This window comes from Amycolatopsis sp. WAC 04169, assembly GCF_003947535.1.
Lineage (GTDB): Bacteria > Actinomycetota > Actinomycetes > Mycobacteriales > Pseudonocardiaceae > Amycolatopsis > Amycolatopsis keratiniphila.
Window position 1 is genome coordinate 386,592 of record NZ_QHJI01000004.1, and the last position, 22,449, is coordinate 409,040.

Consider the following 22,449-nt stretch of genomic DNA (forward strand, 5'->3'; position numbering starts at 1 on the left):
GCCTGGGCCTGTGTCGCGAAAGCCACTTTCGAGACATGTGACGTCCCGAAAGTGGCTTTCGCGACATGCCGAAACCATTCTTACCACTCAAGAAGGTTTAAGCACATTGTCGATGAAGGCGAACATTTCCTCGTCGTCCGCCGATTCGAGTTTCCCGTCGATTTCCGCGGCCGGGTCTTCCCCGCCTTGGAGTGTGCCGAGAAGGGCCCGCAGCCGGGCGGCCAGCCGGGCCCGTTCGGCCTCTCCGGGGTCGGCCGCGGTCAGCGCGGCGGAGAACCGGTCGAGTTCGGCGTCGAGGCCCGGTCCGGCGGTCTCGGTGGCCAGTTCGGCCGCCAGGTAGGCCGCGAGCGCTCCGGCGTTGGGCCGGTCGAAGACGAGCGTGGGCGGCAACCGCAGTCCGGTCGCCTCGGCGAGCCGGTTGCGCAATTCCACCGCGGTCAGCGAGTCGAAGCCCAGTTCGAGGAATCCGCGGTCCCCGGCGATCGCGTCGGCCGACTCGTGCCCGAGCACGGCCGCCACCCGGACGCGCACCATCTCCTCCAGCAGCCGGACGCGTTCGGCCTCCGGCTTCCCGGCGAGGTCGCGTTTCAGCGCCTCGGCCGTGCCCGACGCCTCCCCAGCCCGTCGCGCGGGAACGCGCACCAGGCCGCGCAGCAGAGCGGGGATCTCGGCGGCCGGGCGGCCCCGGAAGGCGGTCAGGTCGATCTTGGCGGGGACGAGCAGCCCGTCCGAGCCGGCCACGACGGCGTCGAACAGCGCCAGGCCTTCCTCCGTGGACAACGCGGTGACACCCGCGCGGGCCATCCGGCGGACGTCGGTGTCGTCGAGTTCGCCGGTCAGCTTGCTGCGTTCCGCCCAGAATCCCCAGGCGAGGGACACACCGGGCAACCCCTCGGCACGACGCTGGAGCATCAGAGCGTCGGCGTAGGCGTTCGCCGCGGCGTAGCCCGCTTGCCCCGGGTTGCCGAACACGCCGGCCGCCGAGGAGAACGTGACGAACCGGCGGACCGGTCCGGCGAGTTCGTGCAGCACGCGGGCGCCGTCGGCCTTCGGCGCCAGCACGGTACCGAGCCGCTCCGGAGTCAGGCCGTCGACGAGGCCGTCGTCGAGCACGGCCGCGGCGTGCACCACCGCGGTCACCGGGTGGGCGGCCAGCAGCGCGCGCACCGCGTCCGGGTCCGCGACGTCGCAGGCCGCGACGGTGACCTGGGTGCCCAGCTCCGCCAAGTCCGCGACCAGGTCTTCCGCGCCCCCGCCCGTTCGCCCGGTCAGCACCAGTCCGCGCACGCCGTGCCGGACGGCGAGGTGCCGGGCCAACGCCTGCCCGAGCCGTCCGGTGCCACCGGTGATCAGCACGACGTCGTCGGGCGTCCAGTCCGGTTCGCCCGCGTCGGCGGCCGCCACCCGCGCGAGGCGGGGTACCAGCGGTTTGCCGTCGTGGACGGCGACCTGCGCTTCCCCGGTCGCCAAAGCGGTGCGGACCTCGTCCTCGGTCCGCGCGTCGATCAGCACGAACCGGCCCGGATGCTCGGCCTGGGCCGACCGCACGAGACCCCAGACCGCGGCCGTCACCGGATCCGGCGACGCGCTCGCCACCGCGCCCGAGGTGAGCACGACGGTCGTGGCCGTCGAATCGGCCTGGATCCGCTTCAGGACCTCCTCCAGAACCGGCCGCAGTTCGCCTTCGGGGCAGCGCCACACCACCGGCTCTTCCGGCGCCGGCCCCACCGGAGCGGGGACCCAGTCGAGCCGGAACAGCGAATCCCGGTGGCGTCCGAGCTGGGCCGGGGAAATCGGGCGCAGACCTAGCTCCCCGACGGTCAGCACCGGGGCGCCGGTCTCGTCGGCCACGGTGAGCGAGCCGCCGTCGGAGGTCGGGGTGAGCCGGACCCGGAGTTTCGACGCGCCCGTGGCGTGGAGGGTCACGCCGGACCAGGTGAACGGCAGCCGCACGGTCTCGTCCTGGGCCCCGAGCCCGAGGGTGTGCAGGGCCGCGTCGAGCAGGGCCGGGTGCACGCCGAAGCGGTCCGCCTCCTCCCCCTCGGGCAGGTCGACCTCGGCGAACACGTCGTCGCCCTGGCGCCAAGCCGCGCGCAGCCCCTGGAACACCGGACCGTAGGCGAGGCCGAGTTCGGCGAAACGGTCGTAGAGATCGGACACCGGCACTTCGACGGCGCCGGGTGGCGGCCACTCGGCGAGTGAAACCGTCGCGGGAGTGCCTGCGGACAGCGTGCCCTGACCGTTGCGGGTCCAGGGTTCGTCGGAATCCTCCGGCCGCGAGTGCACGGACACGGCACGACGGCCGCGCTCATCGGGCTCCCCGAGCACGACCTGCAGCGCGACGGGCCCGTCGAGGACGAGCGGCGCTTCCAAGGTCAGTTCGTCGACGCCGTCGCAGCCTGCCTCCCGCCCCGCGCGCAGGACGAGTTCGACGAACGCCGTCCCCGGCAGGAGCACGATGTCCAGGACGGCGTGGTCGGCGAGCCAGGGCTGGGTGTCCGGCGAGATCCGGCCGGTGAGGACGAGGCCGTCGCCGTCCGCGAGCGGCAGGGCGGCGCCGAGCAGCGGATGGTCCACCACCGTCTGCCCGAACGCCGACGCGTCCCCGCTCGCGGCGCCCGCTTCGAGCCAGAACCGCTTGTGCTGGAAGGCATACGTCGGCAGGTCGACCCGTTCGGCGGGCGGCAGCACGGCGGACCACGTGGGACTCAGGCCCTGCGTGTGGGCTTCGGCCAGCGAAGCGACGAACCGCTCCGCACCCCCCTCACCCCGACGCAAACTCCCCAACGCGATGGCATCTTCACTGATCCCCGGAACCAGAACCGGATGAGGACTCGTCTCCACGAAGAACCGGAAACCGTCCTCCAGCAACCGATCCACCGTCCGCGCGAACTGCACCGTCCCCCGCAGATTCCGGAACCAATACCCAGCATCCAATTCCAGAAGCTCATCGGTCACCGTCGAGTAGAACGGAATCACCGGCGCCTGCGGCGAAATACCCGCCAACGCAGACACCACATCCCGCTCGATCGCATCCACATGCGCCGAATGCGACGCGTAATCCACCGGAATCCGCTTCGCCCGCACATCCAGCAGCTCACACCGCTTGACCAGCGCCTCCAGACCCACGACATCACCCGACACCACCACCGCCGACGGGCCGTTCACCGCCGCCACCGACACACCCTCCGGCAACAACTCCCGAACACGATCCTCCGAGGCAGCCACCGACACCATGCCACCACGACCCGACAACGCCAGAATCGCTTTACTCCGCAAACACACCACACGCGCAGCGTCATCCAACGACAACGCACCCGCCACACACGCCGCAGCGATCTCACCCTGCGAATGACCCACCACGGCCGCGGGTTCGACTCCGCACGCCCGCCACAGGCGCGCCAACGACACCATCACCGCGAACAAAACCGGCTGCACCACATCAACCCGCTCCAACGCAGCCGCATCCGACAACACATCGGACAACCGCCAGTCCACAAAGGATGACAAAGCCGCCTCACACTCAGCCATCGACTCCGCGAACACCGGAGCCGACAACAACAACTCCTCCGCCATCCCCACCCACTGCGAACCCTGACCCGGGAACACGAAGACGGTCTTACCCGACTCGGCGGCACCGGTCACGACTCGTGCGGCGGGTTCGCCCTCACCGAGGGAACGCAGGCCGCCGAGCAGTTCGCCGAGGTCTTCGGCGAGTACGACCGCCCGGTGCGGCAACGCCGACCGTGTGTCGGCGAGGGCTCGCGCGATGGCCTTCGGCGCGGGCTCGCCGGTCAGATGTGCGGCCAGCTTCGACGCCTGGGCGGCCAAAGCCTCTTCACTGCGGCCGGAAAGCACGAACGGCAAGACCGCGGAGTCGAGCACACGAGTGTCCACAAGAGACTCGGCTTCGACGGCCGGCGCCTGCTCCAGGATCACGTGCGCGTTGGTACCGCTGATCCCGAACGACGAGACCCCGGCCCGGCGCGGTTCCCCGGTCTCCGGCCACGGCTGTTCCCCGGTCAGCAGGGAGACCTCGCCCGCTGACCAGTCCACATGCGACGAGGGAGCGTCGACGTGCAGGGTGCGCGGCGCGATCCCGTGCCGGATGGCCTGCACCATCTTGATCACTCCGCCGACCCCGGCGGCGGCCTGCGTATGCCCGATGTTCGACTTGAGGGAGCCCAGCAGCAGCGGGCGTTCCCGGTCCTGGCCGTAGGTCGCCAGCAGCGCCTGCGCCTCGATCGGGTCGCCGAGGGTGGTGCCGGTGCCGTGTCCCTCGACGACGTCCACCTGCCCCGGCGAGAGCCGGGCGTCGGCGAGCGCCTGGCGGATGACCCGCTGCTGAGCGGGGCCGTTCGGCGCGGTGAGCCCGTTCGACGCGCCGTCCTGGTTGATGGCGCTGCCCCGCAGCACCGCGAGGACCTGGTGGCCGTTGCGCTGGGCGTCGGAAAGCCGTTCGACCAGCAGCATTCCGACGCCTTCGCCCCAGCCGGTGCCGTCGGCCGCGTCGGCGAAGGCCTTGCAGCGGCCGTCGGCGGCCAGTCCGCGCTGACGACTGAAGTCGACGAACGCGGCGGGATGGGTCATCACGTTCACCCCGCCGACGAGGGCGAGCGTGCATTCCTCGCGACGTAAAGACTGCGCGGCGAGATGCAGTGCGACCAGCGAAGACGAGCACGCCGTGTCGACCGAGACCGCGGGGCCCTCGAGGCCGAGGGTGTAGGCGATCCGGCCGGACGCGACGCTGCTGAAGTTCCCGTTGCCGAGATAGGGCTCCAGCTCCGGCGGGATGTCGGTGAGCACGCCGGTGTAGTCGTTGTGGATGACGCCGGCGAAGACGCCGGTCCGGCTGCCACGCAGGGTCGCCGGGTCGATCCCGGCGCGTTCGAGCACCTCCCACGCCGCTTCGAGCAGCAGCCGCTGCTGCGGATCCATCGCCTGGGCCTCACGCGGCGAGATGCCGAAGAACGCGGCGTCGAAATCCCCGGCGTCGTAGAGGAATCCGCCTTCGGAGACGTAGGTCTTGCCCGGGGTGTCGGGGTCCGGGTCGAAGAGCCCGCCCAGATCCCAGCCCCGGTCACCGGGGAACTCCGACAGCGCGTCGGTCCCGGAGGCGACCAGGTCCCACAGCTGTTCGGGCGAGCGGACCCCGCCGGGGAAGCGGCAGCTCATCCCGACGACGGCGATCGGTTCGTGCCCGGCCTCCTCCAGCTCGACCAGCCTGCGCCGCGCGCGCCGCAGCTCGCCGGTCGCCCACTTCAGGTTCTCCAGCAGTTTCTCATCGCCCGACACGGGTCACGACCTTCCGAATTCCTTGTGCAAGATGTCGAACAGCTCGTCGGCGCTGGCGTCGGCCAGATCGCCGTCACCCTCGTCCTCGGCCGGGCCGCGGGCCTCGGTCCACCGGGCGAGTACCGCGCGCAGCCGGTCGGTGATCCGGTCCGCGGTCTCGTCGTCGGGGACCGCCGCGGCCAGCGCGGTCTCCAGCCGGTCGAGGTCGGCCAGCACAGCGACCTCGGGTTCGGCGCCCGCCGGTTCGCCCAGTTCCGCCAGCAGGTGCCGGGCGAGCGCGGCCGGGCTCGGCTGATCGAAGACCAGCGTGGACGGCAGCCGCAGCCCGGTCGCCGCGCCGAGCCGGTTGCGCAGCTCGACCGCGGTCAGCGAGTCGAAGCCGAGGTCGCGGAAGGCCAGCTCCGGGCCGACCTTGGCGACCGACGCGTGGCCGAGCGCGGCCGCGGCGTGCGAGCGCACGAGGTCCAGCAGGAACGGCTCCCGGTCCGCGGCGGGCAGTGCCGCCAGCCGCTGGGCGAGCGACGGTCCGCTGGTGGCGGCCGCTCCCGCGACCCGTTTGGCCGGAGCGCCCGCGAGAACACGAAGCAGGGCGGGCACTTCGGTCTGTCCTCGGAGCGCGGCGGTGTCCAGATGCACGGGCACCAGCGCCGCGACGTCCCGTTCCCCCGCCGCGTCGAACAGTGCAAGACCGTCCACAGAGGACAGCGGGCTGACGCCGGATCGCTTCATCCTGGCCACGTCCGCCTCGTCGAGGTGGCCGGTCATCGCGCTCCGCTCGGCCCAGAAACCCCACGCCAGCGCCTGCCCGGCGAGCCCTTCGGCCCGGCGGTGCTGGGCGAGCGCGTCGAGGAAGGCGTTGGCCGCCGCGTAGTTCCCCTGCCCGGCGGCGCCGAACGTCGCCGCGGATGAGGAGAACAGCAGGAACGCGGCCAGTCCGAGGTCGCGGGTCAGTTCGTGCAGGTGGACCGCGGCGTCGACCTTCGGGCGGAACACGGTGCCGAGCCGGTCCGGGGTCAGGGCCGGGATCAGCCCGGCGTCGAGTACGCCGGCGGTGTGCACCACGGCGGTCAGCGGATGCTCGGGCGGGACCGAGCCGAGCAGTCCGGCGACCGCGGCGCGATCGGCGACGTCGCAGGCCACGACGGTCACCGTGGCCCCGAGGCCGGTCAGATCCGCGACCAGTTCCCGCGCACCCTCGGCGTCGAGCCCGCGCCTGCTCGTGAGCAGCAGCCGCCGGACGCCGTGCGCGGTCACCAGATGCCGGGCGAACAGGCCGCCCAGCACGCCGGTGCCGCCGGTGATCAGCACCGTGCCCTCGGGGTCGAGGACGGCGGGCGGTTCCAGCACGATCTTGCCGGTGTGCTTGGCCTGGCTGAGGAACCGGAACGCCTCGGGGGCGCGCCGGACGTCCCACGCGGTGGTCGGCAGCGGCCGCACCACGTCCTTGTCCGCCAGCGCTAGGAGTTCGCCGAGGATCTCCTGGATCCGGTCGTGCCCGGAGTCGATCAGGTCGAACGCGCGGTAGGTGACGCCGGGATGGGCGGCCGCGACCTCGTCCGCGTCGCGGATGTCGGTCTTGCCCATCTCGACGAACCGCCCGCCTTCGCGCACCAACCGCAGCGACGCGTCGACGAACTCCCTTGCCAGCGAGTCCAGCACCAGGTCGACCCCGCGGCCGCCGGTCGCTTCGCGGATCTTGTCCTCGAAATCGAGGGTCCGGCTGGACGCGATGTGGTCGTCGTCGAAGCCCATCGCCCGCAGCGTGTCCCACTTCGCGGGGCTCGCGGTCACGTAGATCTCGGCGCCGAAGTGCCGCGCCAGCTGGACCGCGGCCATGCCGACCCCACCGGCGGCGGCGTGGATCAGCACGGTCTGCCCCGGCCGCAGCTCGCCGAGGTCGGCCAGGCCGACGTAGGCGGTCAGGAACGCGACGGGCGCCGAAGCGGCTTCGGTGAACGACCAGTCGTCCGGGACGGGCGCGATCAGCTTCCGGTCGGCGACGGCGACCGGGCCGAACGACGCGTCGAACATGCCCAGCACGCGGTCGCCCGGCGCCAGATCGGTGACGCCGGGGCCGGTCTCGGTGACCACGCCCGCGCCTTCGCCGCCGATGCCTTCCTGCCCTGGCACGAGCCCGAGGGCCACCACGACGTCCCGGAAGTTGAGCCCGGCCGACCGCACGGCGATGCGGACCTGCCCCTCGGCGAGCGGGGCCAGCAGATCGGGCCGGTCCCGTAGCACCAGGTTCTCCAGGGTGCCGCCGCCGAGGGTGTCGACGGTCCACGCGCGGCTGCCCGAGGGCGGGACGAGCGCGGTGTCGGCGGACGCCTTGACCAGCCGGGCGCCGAGCACCGTTCCGGCCCGCAGCGCGAGCTGGGGCTCGTCGAGCGCCAGCGCCGCACCCAAGACGGCCTCGGAACCATCGGTGTCGAGAAGACCGAACCGGCCGGGATTCTCCTCCTGCGCCGTGCGCACGAGACCCCAGACGGTCGCGTTGGCCGGGTCCGGCACCGGTTCGTCCGCGGCCACCGAGACCGCGCCCGAAGTGCGGAAGACCAGCCTGGCGCCGGAGAACCGGTCGTCGGCAAGCCAGTTCTGGACGAGCGCTAGCGCGTCCTTCGCGGCGGCGTGCGCGCCCTCGGCGAGGTCGCCGGTGACGGGTGCGCAGGTCGTGAGCACCACGTCAGGCGCCGGCCTTCCCGCGTCGAGATCGGCGGCGAGCTCCGCGAGGTCCGCGCAGTCTTCGCCGAGCACGACGACCGACGGTGTGACGGCGTCCTTTGTGGACAGATCCGTCCATTGGACCTGGAACAGCGAATCCGCCGGATCCCGGCGGGCACCGGCGAGCTGAGCCTCGGCCACCGGCCGGAACACCACGGAGCCGATCGAGGCGACCGGCGCGCCGGCGGTGTCGGCGAGGTCCACCGTCACCGCGTCCTCCCCGGCGGGGGAAAGCCGGACGCGCAGGCTCGGCGCGCCGACGGCCGACAGCGAGACCTCGTTCCACGCGAACGGAAGCCGCAGCCGTCCGTCGTCGGGGAGCAGCCCGAAGCCCAGCGCGTGCAGGGCGGCGTCGAGGAGCGCGGGGTGCAGGCCGAACGCGGCGGCCTCGGCGATCCGGTCCTCCGGGAGCGCGACTTCGGCGAACACGTCGTCGCCCCGGCGCCACGCGGCACGCAGCCCGCGGAACGCCGGACCGTAGCCGTAACCCAGTTCCGCGAGGCCTTCGTAGTGCCCTTCGAGGGAGATCGGTTCGGCTCCCGCGGGCGGCCACTGGGTCAGCTCCGCCACGGGTGTTTCCCCGTCCGCGGCGAGCAGGCCGGTCGCGTGCCGGATCCAATCCGTGCCAACGGTTTCGTCCCGGGAGTACACGGCGACCTCGCGGGTGCCGTCGTCACCGGATGCCCCGACGGTCACCTGCAGCCGCGCACTGCCGGATTCCCCGAGGACGAGCGGCGCCTCGATGGTCAGTTCGGCGATCCGGCCGCAGCCGGTGCGCTCTCCCACCGTGAGTGCCAGGTCCACGAGCGCCGCGCCGGGCAGCAGCAGGGTGCCGCCGACGGCGTGATCGGGCAGCCAGGTCTGGTTCCGCGCCGAGATCCGGCCGGTGGCCACCAGGCCGTCGCTGCCCGCCAGCGGGACGACGGCCCCGAGCAGCGGATGCCCGCCGTCGTCCAGACCGGCCTGTCCCGGGTCGGCGGAAGACCGCGTCCGCAGCCAGTAGTGCTCGTGCTGGAACGCGTAGGTCGGCAGTTCGACGCGGGATCCGGGAACCAACGCCGCCCAGTCCGGGCTGAGGCCGTGGACGTGGGCTTCGGCCAGTGAGGTGAGGAACCGGAGCGGCCCTCCCTCGTCCCGGCGCAGGCTGCCGACGGCGACGGCGCGTTCTCCCGCGTCCTCGGCGGTGTCGGCGATCCCGGTGACCAGGACCGGATGCGGGCTCGCTTCGACGAAGAACCGGAACCCGTCATCGAGCAGCCGCCGGACAGCCTGTCCGAAGTGGACGGTGCCACGCAGGTTCCGGAACCAGTACGCCGCGTCCACCACCGGATCGAGCGGTTCCCCCGCCACCGTCGAGTAGAACGGGATCTCCGGAACCCGCGGCTCGATCCCGTCGAGCGCGGCCAGGACGTCTTGTTCGATGGCGTCGACGTGCGCGGAATGCGACGCGTAGTCCACCGGGATCCGCTTCGCGCGCAGTCCGCCCGCCTCGCAAGCGGCCATGAGCGCGTCCAGGCCGGCGACGTCACCCGACACCACCACCGACGCGGGACCGTTCACCGCGGCGAGCGACACACCCTCGGGCAGCAGCTCGCGGACCCGGGCTTCGGGAGCGGCGACGGAGACCATGCCACCCCGGCCCGAAAGCGCCGTGATCGCCTTGCTGCGCAGGCAGACCACCCGCGCCGCGTCGTCGAGCGACAGCGCGCCGGCGACACACGCCGCCGCGATCTCGCCCTGGGAGTGACCGATCACGGCGGCCGGTTCGATGCCACTGGCACGCCACAGCCTGGCCAGCGACACCATCACCGCGAACAAGGCGGGCTGCACGACGTCGACCCGCTCCAGCGCGGTCGCGTCCGAGAGCACCTCGGTCAGCTTCCAGTCCACAGAGGACAGGAGCGCGGTTTCGCACTCGGCCATCGACTCGGCGAACACGGGTGCGGACGCCAGCAGCTCGACCGCCATCCCGGCCCACTGCGAACCCTGGCCGGGGAAGACGAACACCGCCTTCCCGCTGGTCGCGGTCCCGGTCACCACCGAACCCGACGGCTCGCCCGCGGCCAGCGCGGCCAACCCGGCGATCGGGTCCTCGCCGACGACGACCGCCCGATGCTCCAAGGTGGTCCGCGCGGTCGCCAGCGAATACGCCACATCCACCGGACGTTCGCCGGTCAGGAAGGACTTCAGCCGTGCCGCCTGCGCGGCCACGGCCTCGGGTTCCTTCGCCGACAGCGGCCAGGCGACGACGTCACCGAGCAGCCCTGGCGCAGGTTCGTCCCGTGTCTCGACCGCTTCGGCCTGTTCGAGGACGACGTGCGCGTTGGTGCCGCTCATCCCGAACGACGACACCGCCGCCCGGCGCGGACCACCGGTTTCCGGCCACGGGGTCGGCTCGGTCGCGAGCGCGACCCGCCCGGCCTCCCAGTCGACCCGCGAAGTCGGCGTGTCGACGTGCAGCGTGCGCGGCAGTGTCCCGTGCCGCATCGCGAGCACCATCTTGATCACCCCGGCGACGCCCGCAGCGGCCTGCGTGTGCCCGATGTTCGACTTGACCGAACCGAGCAGCAACGGCCGTTCCCGGTCCTGGCCGTAGGTCGCCAGCAGCGCCTGCGCCTCGATCGGGTCGCCCAGCGTGGTCCCGGTGCCGTGCGCTTCGACGGCGTCCACTTCGGACGGTTCGAGCCGCGCGTTCGCCAGCGCCTGGCGGATCACCCGCTGCTGCGAAGGACCGTTCGGCGCGGTGAGGCCGTTCGACGCGCCGTCCTGGTTGACCGCGCTGCCCCGCAGCACCGCGAGCACCGGATGCCCGTTGCGGCGGGCGTCGGAAAGCCGTTCCACGAGCAGCATCCCGGCGCCTTCGCCCCAGCCCGTGCCGTCGGCGCCGTCGGCGAAGGCCTTGCAGCGGCCGTCGGCGGCCAGTCCGCGCTGACGGCTGAACTCGACGAACGTGCCCGGCGTGGCCATCACGGTCACCCCACCGGCCAGTGCCAGCGAGCACTCGCCCTGCCGCAGTGCTTGCGCCGCGAGATGCAGCGCGACCAGCGACGACGAACACGCCGTGTCGACGGTGACCGCCGGGCCTTCGAGGCCGAAGGTGTACGAAACGCGGCCCGAGGCGACACTCGCCGAGGTGCCGGTGGCCAGATAGCCCTCGACCCCGTCGGGCACTTCCGCCGAACCGGACACGTACTCGTTGTCCATCACCCCGGCGAACACGCCGGTGCGGCTGCCGCGCAGGGTGGCCGGATCGATCCCGGCGCGTTCGAACGCCTCCCACGACGTCTCCAGCAGCAACCGCTGCTGCGGATCCATCGCCAGCGCCTCACGCGGCGAGATCCCGAAGAAGCCCGCGTCGAAATCGCCCGCGGTTTCGAGGAAGGCGCCTTGGCGGGTGTAGGAGGTGCCCCGGCGGTCCGGGTCGGTGTCGAACAGCCGCTCCAGGTCCCAGCCGCGGTCGGCGGGGAACTCGCCCAGCGCGTCCCGGCCCTCGGCCAGCAGTGCCCAGAGCCGTTCGGGGGTGTCGGCGTGGCCGGGGAACCGGCAGCTCATCGCGACGATCGCGATCGGCTCGTCGGCCGTCACCGCCGCCTGCCCGGTCTCGGGCCCGCCCTGCGCACCCAGGATGCCTTCGCCGATGTGGGCGGCGAGCGCCTCCGGAGTCGGGTAGTCGAAGATCAGCGTCGCCGGCAGCCGCAGCCCGGTGGCGGCGGTGAGCCGGTTGCGCAGTTCGACCGCGGTCAGGGAGTCGAAGCCGATCTCCTGGAAGGACCGCGTGGCCTCGACCGCGTCCGCCGCGGTGTGCCCGAGCACGGTCGCGGAATGGGTGCGCACGAGGTCGACCAGCAGCGTCTCCCGGTCGGCGGCGGGCACCGCGAGAAGCCGGTCTCGCAACGAGTCCGCGTCACCGGTGGTCCCGGCGGACGCGGCGCGGCGGACCTGGCCGCGGGCGAGGCCGCGCAGCAACGGCGGGAGCCCGTCCGCGCCCATCGCGGCGACGTCCAGGCGCATCGGCACGAGGACCGGTTCCGCCAGCGCGCCGGCGGCGTCGAAGAGCTCCAGACCGTCCTGTGTGGACAATGCGGCGGTACCGCTCTGGGCCATCCTGGCCAGCTCGGCCTCGCCGAGCGTCCCGCCCATCCCGCCCGTTTCGGCCCACAGACCCCACGCCAGCGACCGGGCAGGCAGCCCGTGCGCCGCGCGCCGGACGCTGAGCGCGTCCAGGAAACCGTTGGCGGCGGCGTAGTTCGCCTGCCCGGCGTTGCCGAAGACCCCGGCGGCCGAGGAGAAGACGACGAACTCGGCGAGATCCGCGCCGCTGGTCAGTTCGTGCAGGTTCAGCGCCGCGTCGACCTTCGGCCGCAACACCTTCGCCAGCCGCTCCGGCGTCAGCGAGCCGACGAGGCCGTCGTCGAGGACACCCGCCGTGTGCACTACGCCGGTCAGCGGATGCCCGGCCGGGATCCCGGCGAGGACGGCGGCGAGCGCGCCGCGATCCGCCGCGTCGCACGCCTCGACCGTCACCGACGCGCCCGCCTCGGTGAGTTCGGCGACCAGCTCGGGGACGCCCGGGGCGTCGTGGCCGCGCCTGCTGGTCAGCAGCAGCCGCCGGACACCGCGATCGCGCACCAGATGCCGGGCGAAGAGCGCGCCGAGGGCACCCGTTCCCCCGGTGACGAGCACGGTCCCGTCGGGATCGAGGGCGGCGGGCATGGTCAGGACGTTCTTGCCGACGTGCTTGGCCTGGCTGAGGAAACGGAACGCGTCGGGGCCGCGCCGGACGTCCCAGGCGGTGACCGGCAACGGCGTCAGCGCCCCGGCCGCGAACAGCTCCAGCAGCGCGGCGAGCATCTCGTGGATGCGCTCGGGTCCGGCGTCGATCACGTCGAAGGGGTGGTACTCGACGCCGGTCTCCCCCGGTTCCCGGATGTCGGTCTTGCCCATCTCGGCGAACCGCCCGCCCGGGGCCAGCAGCCGCAGTGACGCGTCGACGTAGTCGCCGGCCAGCGAGTTCAAGACGACGTCGACACCGCGTCCGCCGGTGGCATCGCGGAACTTCTCCTCGAAGCCTAGGTCACGGGAGGACGAGAGGTGGGTGTCGTCGAAACCGTTGGCACGCAAGGTGTCCCATTTGCCCGGACCGGCGGTGCCGAACACCTCGGCCCCGGCGTGACGGGCCAGCTGGGTCGCCGCCATGCCGACGCCGCCCGCCGCCGCGTGCACCAGGATCGACTCTCCCGCTTCGAGCCGCGCGAGGTCGAACAGGCCGTAGTAGGCGGTGAGGAACACGATCGGGACCGAGGCCGCCGTGGCGAACGACCAGTCCTCGGGCATCTTCGCCAGCGTCCGGTGATCGGTGACGACCTGGGGCCCGAAGCCGTTCGACATCAGGCCGAACACGCGGTCGCCGACGTCGAGGCCGGTGACACCGGGCCCGATCTCGGTGATCACGCCCGAGCCTTCGCTGCCGAGGGTGGCCGCACCGGGGTACATGCCCAGCGCGATCAGGACGTCGCGGAAGTTGAGCCCGGCGGCCCGCACCGCGATCCGGACCTCGCCCTCAGCCAACGGCGCGACTGCTTCGGGCGACGGCACCAGCGTGAGGTTCTCCAGGGTGCCGCGACCGGTGGTGTCCAGCCGCCAGGCTCCCTCGGGCGGGGCCAGTTCCGTGGACGAGGCTGTGGTGGCCAGGCGCGGGGTGAGTGCCCGGCCGTCACGCAAGGCGATCTGAGGCTCGTCGACGGCCAGGATCCGGCCGTCGGGCAGGGTCTCGGCGTCGACCAGCACGAACCGCCCGGGGTTCTCCGACTGCGCGGCACGCACCAGCCCCCAGACCGCGGCGTGCGCGAGGTCGGTCACCGCTTCGCCGTCGCCCGCGGCGACCCCGCCCCGGGTGTGGACGACAAGCGGACCATCCGGCTCGTCTTCGAGCCACCGCTGGACGATCTCGAGAACGGCGGCCGTCGTTTCGTGGACACGCTCGGCGGAGTCGCCGCCACGCGGCACCGAGAAAACGGACTCCGCGGGCAGGGCTTCGCCGGTCTCCGGGAGCGGGACCGGGCGCCAGGCGACCCGGTAGAGCGAGTCGTGTCCCTTGCGTGACAGGGCGTCGCCCGAGATCTCGCGCAGCGTCAACTCTTCGGCTGAGACGACCGGGCGGCCGGTGCCGTCGGCGACCAGGACCTCGAACCCGTCGGGACCGGACGGCCGCAGCCTGACACGGAGCCGGGTCGCGCCCGCGGCGTGCAGGCGTACCCCGGACCAGGCGAACGGGAGCCGCGTGCCGTCGTCGCCGCCCGCGAGGCCGAGGGTGTGGAGCGCGGCGTCGAGCAGTGCCGGATGCACGCCGAACCGGGCGGCGTCGGCGTGCTGCTCCTCCGGGAGTTCGACCTCCGCGAACAGGTCTTCACCCGCTCGCCACGCCGCACGGAGGCCACGGAACGCCGAGCCGTACTCGAGACCGGTGGCGGCGAGCCGCTCGTAGACGTCACCCACCGGGACGGCTTCGGCGTTCTGCGGCGGCCAGGTCGTCAACCCGGCCGGTTCGACGGCTCCGGCGGCCGAAAGCAGACCGGTCGCGTGCCGCTGCCAGCCGTCTTCGCCTTCCTCGCGCGAGTGGATCTCGACGGTCCGGCGACCGGTGTCGTCGGCCGCGCCGACCAGCGCGGACAGCTGGGTCGCACCGCGCTCGGGCAGGACGAGCGGCGCTTCGAGGGTCAGGTCTTCGAGGTGGCCGCAGCCCGCCTCGTCCCCCGCGCGCAGGGCGATCTCGACGAACGCGGTGCCCGGCAGCAGGACCACGCCCCCGACCCGGTGTCCGGCCAGCCACGGCTGGGCGTGCCCGGACAACCGGCCGCTGAGCAGGAATCCGCCGTCGCCCGGCAGTGCCGCGGCCGCGCCGAGCAGCGGGTGATCGGGAGCGCCGAGCCCGGCGGCGGTGACATCGCCCGCGGCGCCGCCCGCCGACGAGAGCCAGAAACGGCGGTGTTGGAAGGCGTAGGTGGGCAGGTCGATGGGCTTTCCACCGTCGAGCAGAGCGGTCAGATCGACGTTCACGCCGTGGACGTGCAGGCCCGCGACCGCCGTCAGCAGCGTCTCCACCTCCGGCCGGTCGCGCCGGAGTGCCGGAACGACGACCGCGTCCTCGGCGCTTTCCTTGGCCATCGCGGTCAGGACGCCGTCGGGCCCGATCTCCAGGAACCGCGTGACGCCCTCGGCTTCCAGGAACTTAACCGAATCGTGGAACCGCACAGCGTCACGGACATGGCGGACCCAATAGTCCGAAGTGGACACATCCGCCAGACCACCCGACACGATCGGAATCCTCGGCGCCGCGAACGTCAGGCTATCGGTGACGGCGCGGAACTCGTCGAGTATCGGCTCCATCAACGGCGAGTGGAACGCGTGACTCACGGTGAGCCGCTTGCTCTTGCGGCCCTCGAACTGAGAGATCACCGCGGCGACAGCGTCCTCGTCACCCGAAACGACCACTGACTCCGGACCGTTGATAGCCGCCAGCGACACCCGCTCGGTCAGCAGCGGCGTCACCTCGGCTTCCGTCGCCTGCAACGCCACCATCGCGCCGCCGGTGGGCAAGGCCTGCATCAACCTGCCCCGCGCCGACACCAGCTTGGCGGCATCGTCGAGGGAAAGCACGCCCGCGACGTGAGCTGCAGCGATCTCACCGACCGAATGCCCGGCCAGGAAGTCCGGCCGGACACCCCAGCTCTCCACCAGGCGGAACAGCGCCACTTCAAGAGCGAACAACGCGCACTGCGTGTTCGCGGTCTGGTTCAACTCGTCAGCCGACAAGTCCCTGAGCGGCTGCTCGAACCGGGAACACACGTCGTCATAAGCCTCGGCGAACACCGGGAAACGCTCAGCCAGCTCACGACCCATTCCGAGCCGCTGACTGCCCTGACCGGTGAACAGGAACGCCGTCCGGCCCTCCGTCGCGCGGCCGGTGACAGTGAGGTTCTCCAGCGCGCCCAGCAGGGTTTCCCGGCCTGCGGCCACGACGGCGGCCCGGTGCTCCAGGGCCGCTCGGGTGGTCGCCAGCGAGAAGGCGACGTCGGTCAAGGCGGCGGGCGTCTCGGCGAGGAAGTCCCGCAAGCGCAGCGCTTGGTCTTGCAGGGCCGTTTCACTCCCGGCGGACAGGACGAACGGCGCCGGGCCCTCACCGGATTCGGCGGCCTCCATCGGAGCGGGCCCCTGCTCCAGGACGACGTGCGCGTTGGTGCCGCTGATCCCGAACGACGACACCGCCGCTCGCCGGGGACGCCCGGCGTCCGGCCAGGGGCGCGCCTCGGTCAGGAGGGAGACCGCGCCCGCCGTCCAGTCCACATGAGACGAAGGTTCGGTGACGTGCAGCGTCTTCGGCAGCACCCCGCGGCGCATCGCCTCGACCATCTTGATCACGCCCGCCACCCCGGCGGCGGCCTGGCTGTGCCCGATGTTCGATTTGATCGATCCGAGCCACAGCGCGGCGTCCTCCCGGCCCTGACCGTAGGTCGCCAGCAGCGCTTGCGCCTCGATCGGGTCACCCAGCGTGGTACCGGTCCCGTGTGCCTCGACGGCGTCCACTTCGGACGGTTCCAGGCGTGCGTCGGCCAAAGCCCGCCGGATCACCCGCTGCTGCGAAGGACCGTTCGGTGCGGTCAGCCCGTTGGACGCGCCGTCCTGGTTCACCGCCGAACCCCGGACGACGGCCAGGATGCGGTGTCCGTTGCGCTCGGCGTCGGAGAGCCGCTCGACGAGCAGCATGCCGACGCCTTCGGACCAGGACGTGCCGTCCGCACCATCCGAAAAGGACTTCGAACGACCGTCCGGTGCCAAACCTCGCTGACGGCTGAAGTCGACGAACGTCTCCGGCGTGGCCATCACGGTCACCCCGCCGGCCAGCGCGAGCGAGCATTCGCCGCGCCGCAACGCCTGTGCCGCCAGATGCAGCGCCACCAGCGACGACGAACACGCGGTGTCGACAGTGACGGCAGGGCCTTCGAGACCGAAGGTGTAGGAAACCCGCCCGGACAGCACGCTTCCGGAGTTGCCGGTGCCGAGGTAACCCTCGACGTCGTCGGGAACGACCGTGGCGCCGGTGAGGTAGTCATGGTACATCTGCCCGGCGAAGACGCCGGTGTCGCTGCCCCGCAGCGTTCCGGGGTCGATCCCGGCCCGTTCGAAGGCTTCCCACGAGACCTCCAGCAGCAACCGCTGCTGTGGGTCCATGCCCAGTGCCTCACGCGGCGAGATCCCAAAGAAACCGGCGTCGAAATCGCCTGCCTCGTGGAGGAATCCGCCCTCGCGCACGTAGCTCTTCCCCGCCTTGCCGGGGTCCGGGTCGTAGAGACCGTCGACGTCCCAGCCGCGGTCGGCCGGGAAGAGCGAGATGCCGTCGCGGCCCTCCGCGACCAGCCGCCAGAGGTCCTCCGGCGAGGCGACCCCGCCGGGGTACCGGCATGCCATGCCGATGATGGCGATCGGCTCGTCGGCCGCCGTCGTGGGCCCCTGAACCGGGGCTTCGGGCGCGGCGCCGAACAGTTCGGCGGCGAGCAGCTCCGCGAGCGCCTTCGGGGTGGGGTGATCGAACACCGCGGTCGCGGGCAGCCGGAGCCCGGAAGCGGCGTTGAGGCCGTTGCGCAGTTCCACCGCGGTCAGCGAGTCGAAACCCAGCTCCCGGAACGGACGGGCCGGTTCGACGGCGCCGGCGTCCCGGTGGCCGAGTACGTCGGCGACCTGGCCGCGCACCAGCGCGAGCAGTTCCCGGTCCCGCTCCTCGGCGGGCAGCGACGCCAGCCGGTCACGCAGTTCCCGCGCGGCGGGGGCGGCCGACGCGGTCCGCCGGGACTTCCCGGCGAAGGCCCGCAGGAGCGGCACGTCCGTGACGCTCCCGCGCAGCGCGGGCACGTCGAGCCGCATCGGCACGAACAGCGGTTCGCCCGTCCCCACGGCGAAGTCGAACAGGGTCAAGGCGTCGCCGACCGGGAGCGGCAGCAGACCGGAGCCCGCCATCCGCGCGCGATCGGTCCCGGCGAGCGCTCCCGCCATCCCGTCGCCGGTCTCCCAGAGCCCCCACGCGAGCGAGGTCGCGGGCAGGCCCCGTTCCCGGCGGCGCGCGGCCACCGCGTCGAGGGCGGCGTTGGCGGCGGCGTAGTTGGCCTGCCCCGCACTGCCGAGCACCCCGGCCGCGGAGGAGAAGAACACGAGGTGGGCGTCACCGGCCAGTTCGTCCAGCAGGAGCGCGCCGTCCACTTTGGACCTCAGGACGGTTTCGAATCGGTCCCGAGTGAGATCGGCGAGCAGGCCGTCGTCGAGGACGCCCGCGGCGTGGACGACCGCGGTCAGCGGAACGCCGTCGAGCAATGCCGTCAGCTGGTCGCGATCCGCGACGTCGCAGGCGACGATCCGGGCCTGCGCGCCGAGGTCCGCCAGTTCGGCGGCCAGCTCGCTCGCGCCTTCCGCGGCGGGACCGCGGCGACCGGCGAGGATCAGGTTCCGCACACCGCGTCGTGTGACGAGGTGCCGGGCGAGTTCGGTGGCGAGCGCGCCGGTGCCGCCGGTGATCAGGACCGTTCCTTCCGGGTCCCAGCCCGGTCCGGTTTCGCCCCCGCGCACCGGGGTGAGCCGCGGGACACGGACCTCACCCTCACGCACGATGGCTTCGGTCTCGCCGGAGGCCACGATCCCGGCCAGCAGGCCGTCCGTGAGCGCGGCGGGGTCGTCGGCGTCGCCGAGCACGAACCGGCCGGGGTACTCCTCCCGCGCCGAACGCATCAGTCCCCAGACCGCCGCCTGCGCAGGATCGGTGAACGCGCCGCTGGTCAGGAACACCACGGGCCCCTCGCCCGGCTCCACGGCGAGCTCCCGGGCGTATGCCGTCGCATGCCGGACGTCGTCCATGTCCACAAAGGACTCAACTGTGGTTTCCCCGGCACCGGCGGGCACCGTCACCGGGGTCCAGGTGACGCGGAACAGCGAGTCGCGGGGAAGTGAGGCGGCCGCGGCTGCCGGAGCCCGCAGGCTGAGCGAGCCGACCGACAACACCGGCGCTCCGGCGGGGTCGGTCGCGAAAACGGAGACGGCACCATCGCCCGCAGGACTGAGGCGAACCCGGAGCACCGTCGCGCCGTCGGCGTGCAGGCGGAGATCCGACCAGGCGAAGGGAATCTCCAGCCCCCGCGACTCGCCGACGCCGATGGCGTGCAGGGCGGAGTCGAACAACGCGGGGTGGATCCCGAAGGTGCCAGGAGTGTCGTCCACCTGGACTTCGGCGAACACGTCGCCGTCGCGAGTCCAGACGGCACGGACACCCTGGAAGGCAGGACCGTAGCCAAGTCCTTCGGCTGCCAGGTCCGGGTAGAAGCCTTCGAGGTCGACCGGTTCCGCACCCGAGGGCGGCCACTCGGTCATCTCGTCCTGTGTGGACACTGCGGTACCGAGGTATCCGGAAGCGTGCCGCACCCAGACGTCGTCGTCCTCCGGCCGGGCGTGCACGGTGACCGAGCGCCTGCCCTGATCGTCGGCGGCTCCGACCGCGACCTGCAGCTGGACACCGCCGTTGCCGGGCAGCACCAGCGGCGCTTCCAGATTCAGTTCCTCGACGGCTTCGCAACCGGCCTCGTCGGCGGCAGCGAGCGCGAGTTCCGCGAACGCGGTACCGGGCAGCAGGACGTTTCCGTCCACGACGTGGTCGGCCAGCCACGGCAGCGTGCTCAGCGAGATCCTGCCCGTCAGCAGGATCTCGTCCTCGCCCGCCGGCCGGACCGCGGCGGCGAGCAGGGCGTGCGGCGACGCCTCCAGCCCGGCGGCGGAGACGTCGCGGTGAGCGGTACCGGATTCGAGCCAGAAGTGCTCGTACTGGAACGGATAAGTGGGCAGATCGACGCGCCGCGCACCGGCGAACAGCGGCGCCCAGTCGACGTCGGCGCCGTGGACGTGCAGTCCGGCGACCGCCGTCAGCAGCGTCGTCACCTCGGGGCGGTCCCGCCGCGATGCCGGAAGCACGACGGCGTCCTCGGCGCTTTCCTTCGCCATGGCGGTCAGGACCGCATCGGGTCCGATCTCAAGGAACCGGGTAACGCCCTCGGCCTTCAGGAATCCGACCGAATCGTGGAACCGCACCGCGTCACGGACGTGCCGGACCCAATAGTCCGAAGTGGACACGTCGGCCAAGCCGCCGGACACGATCGGGATCCGCGGCTCGGCGAAGGTCAGCCCCTCCACCACCGCGCGGAAGTCGTCGAGCATCGGCTCCATCAAGGGCGAATGGAACGCATGACTCACCGTGAGGCGCTTGCTCTTCCGGCCCTCGAAGTGGGACACCACCGCCGCGACGGCTTCTTCGTCGCCCGAGACGACCACCGACTCCGGGCCGTTGATCGCGGCCAGCGACACCCGGTCGGTCAGCAGCGGGGCGACCTCCGCCTCGGTCGCCTGAAGCGCCACCATCGCGCCGCCGGTCGGCAACGCCTGCATCAGGCGGCCACGAGCCGACACCAACGTCACCGCGTCGTCGAGAGAGAGCACGTCCGCGACATGAGCCGCCGCGATCTCCCCGACCGAATGCCCGGCCAGGAAGTCCGGCCGGAGGCCCCAGCTTTCGACCAGCCGGAAGAGCGCCACCTCGAAGGCGAACAACGCGCACTGCGTGTTCGCCGTCTGGTTCAGTTCCTCGGCGGACAGCTCCGCGATCGGTCGCTCGAACCGCGAAGATACGTCGTCGAAGGCTTGAGCGAACACCGGGAAACGCTCGGCGAGCTCGCGACCCATCCCGAGCCGCTGACTGCCCTGGCCCGTGAACAGGAACGCCGTCCCGCCGTCGGTCGCCCGTCCTTCCACCAAAGTGGCGGTCAGCAGATCGTCCAGCGTGCCGACCACGGCGGCCCGATGCTCCAGCGCGGTCCGCGTGGTGGCCAGCGAGAACGCGAGGTCCGCCGCGGTGACGTCCGAATCCCGGGCGAGTTCCCGGACGCGTGCCACCTGCTCGCGCAGGGCGGCTTCGGTTTTGCCGGACAGCACGAACGGCACCGGCCCCGCAAACGTAGACGGCGGTTCCTCTTCCGCGGTGGGCTGTTCGAGGACGACGTGGGCGTTCGTCCCGCTGATCCCGAACGAGGACACCGCGGCCCGCCGGGGCCGATCCGTCTTCGGCCACGGCTCGGCCTCGGTCAGCAGCGAGACCGCGCCTTCGGACCAGTCCACATGGGACGTCGGCGCGTCGACGTGCAGGGTCTTCGGCAGCACACCGTGCCGCATCGCCTCGACGAGTTTGATGATCGACGCGACCCCGGCCGCGGCCTGGCTGTGCCCGATGTTGGACTTCACCGAGCCGAGCCAAAGCGGAGTGGTCCGGTCCTGGCCGTAGGTGGCCAGCAAAGCCTGCGCCTCGATCGGGTCGCCGAGCCGGGTGCCCGTGCCGTGCGCCTCCATGGCGTCCACATCGGACGGTGCGAGCCGCGCGTTCGCGAGTGCCTGCCGGATGACCCGTTGCTGGGAAAGACCGTTGGGCGCGGTGAGCCCGTTCGAGGCGCCGTCCTGGTTCACCGCGGATCCGCGCACGACGGCGAGGACGCGGTGCCCGTTGCGCCGGGCGTCGGAGAGCCGCTCGACGAGCAGCATGCCCGCGCCTTCACCCCAGGCGGTGCCGTCGGCGGCCTCGGCGAACGCCTTGATCCGCCCGTCCGCCGCGAGCCCGCGCTGACGGCTGAAGTCCACGAATGCCGCCGGGTTGGCCATCACGGTCACCCCGCCCGCCAAGGCCAGCGAACATTCACCCTGCCGCAACGCCTGTGCCGCCAGATGCAGCGCCACCAGCGAAGACGAACACGCCGTGTCCACCGTGACCGCCGGACCTTCGAGCCCGAAGGTGTAGGAAACCCGCCCGGAGGCGATACTCGCGAAACTCCCGTTGCCGAGGTACGGCTCGAGATCCGCGGGCGGCGTGCCCGCGATGGCCGAGTACTCGTTGTGGATGACGCCCGCGAACACCCCGGTCCGGCTGCCCCGCAGGGAATCCGGCGCGATCCCCGCGCGTTCGATCGCCTCCCAGGAGATCTCCAGCAGCAGCCGCTGCTGCGGGTCCATCGCCAGCGCCTCCCTCGGCGAAATACCGAAGAACGCCGGGTCGAACCGGGCGGCGTCGTGCAGGAAACCGCCTTCCCGGACATAGCTCTTGCCCGGTTTGCCCTGCTCGGGGTCGTAGAGCCCGTCGAGGTCCCAGCCGCGGTCGACCGGGAATCCGGTGAGGCCGGTGCGTTCCCCGGCGACCAGATCCCACAGCTCCTCCGGCGAGCGGACCCCGCCTGGGTAACGGCAGGCCATGCCGATGATCGCGATGGGCTCGCCGGTCAGGCGCCGGTTCTCCCCGCGAAGGCGGTCGGCTTCCTTCAGCGCCGCCCGCAGGGCCTCGACGACCTTGTTCTCGGATGTGGACAT

The 22,449-nt window shown here is 72.2% G+C and carries 2 protein-coding genes; both read right to left on the reverse strand.

Annotated features, from left to right (window positions below):
• Positions 1-87 precede the first annotated feature (87 nt).
• Positions 88-5,295, reverse strand: a complete 5,208-nt coding sequence (locus tag DMC61_RS11000; protein WP_125688959.1) for a type I polyketide synthase — start codon at positions 5,293-5,295, stop codon at positions 88-90.
• Between the two features lie 3 nt (positions 5,296-5,298).
• Positions 5,299-22,449: a type I polyketide synthase gene (locus tag DMC61_RS11005; RefSeq protein ID WP_125688961.1), complete on the reverse strand. Its 17,151-nt coding sequence runs from the start codon at positions 22,447-22,449 to the stop codon at positions 5,299-5,301.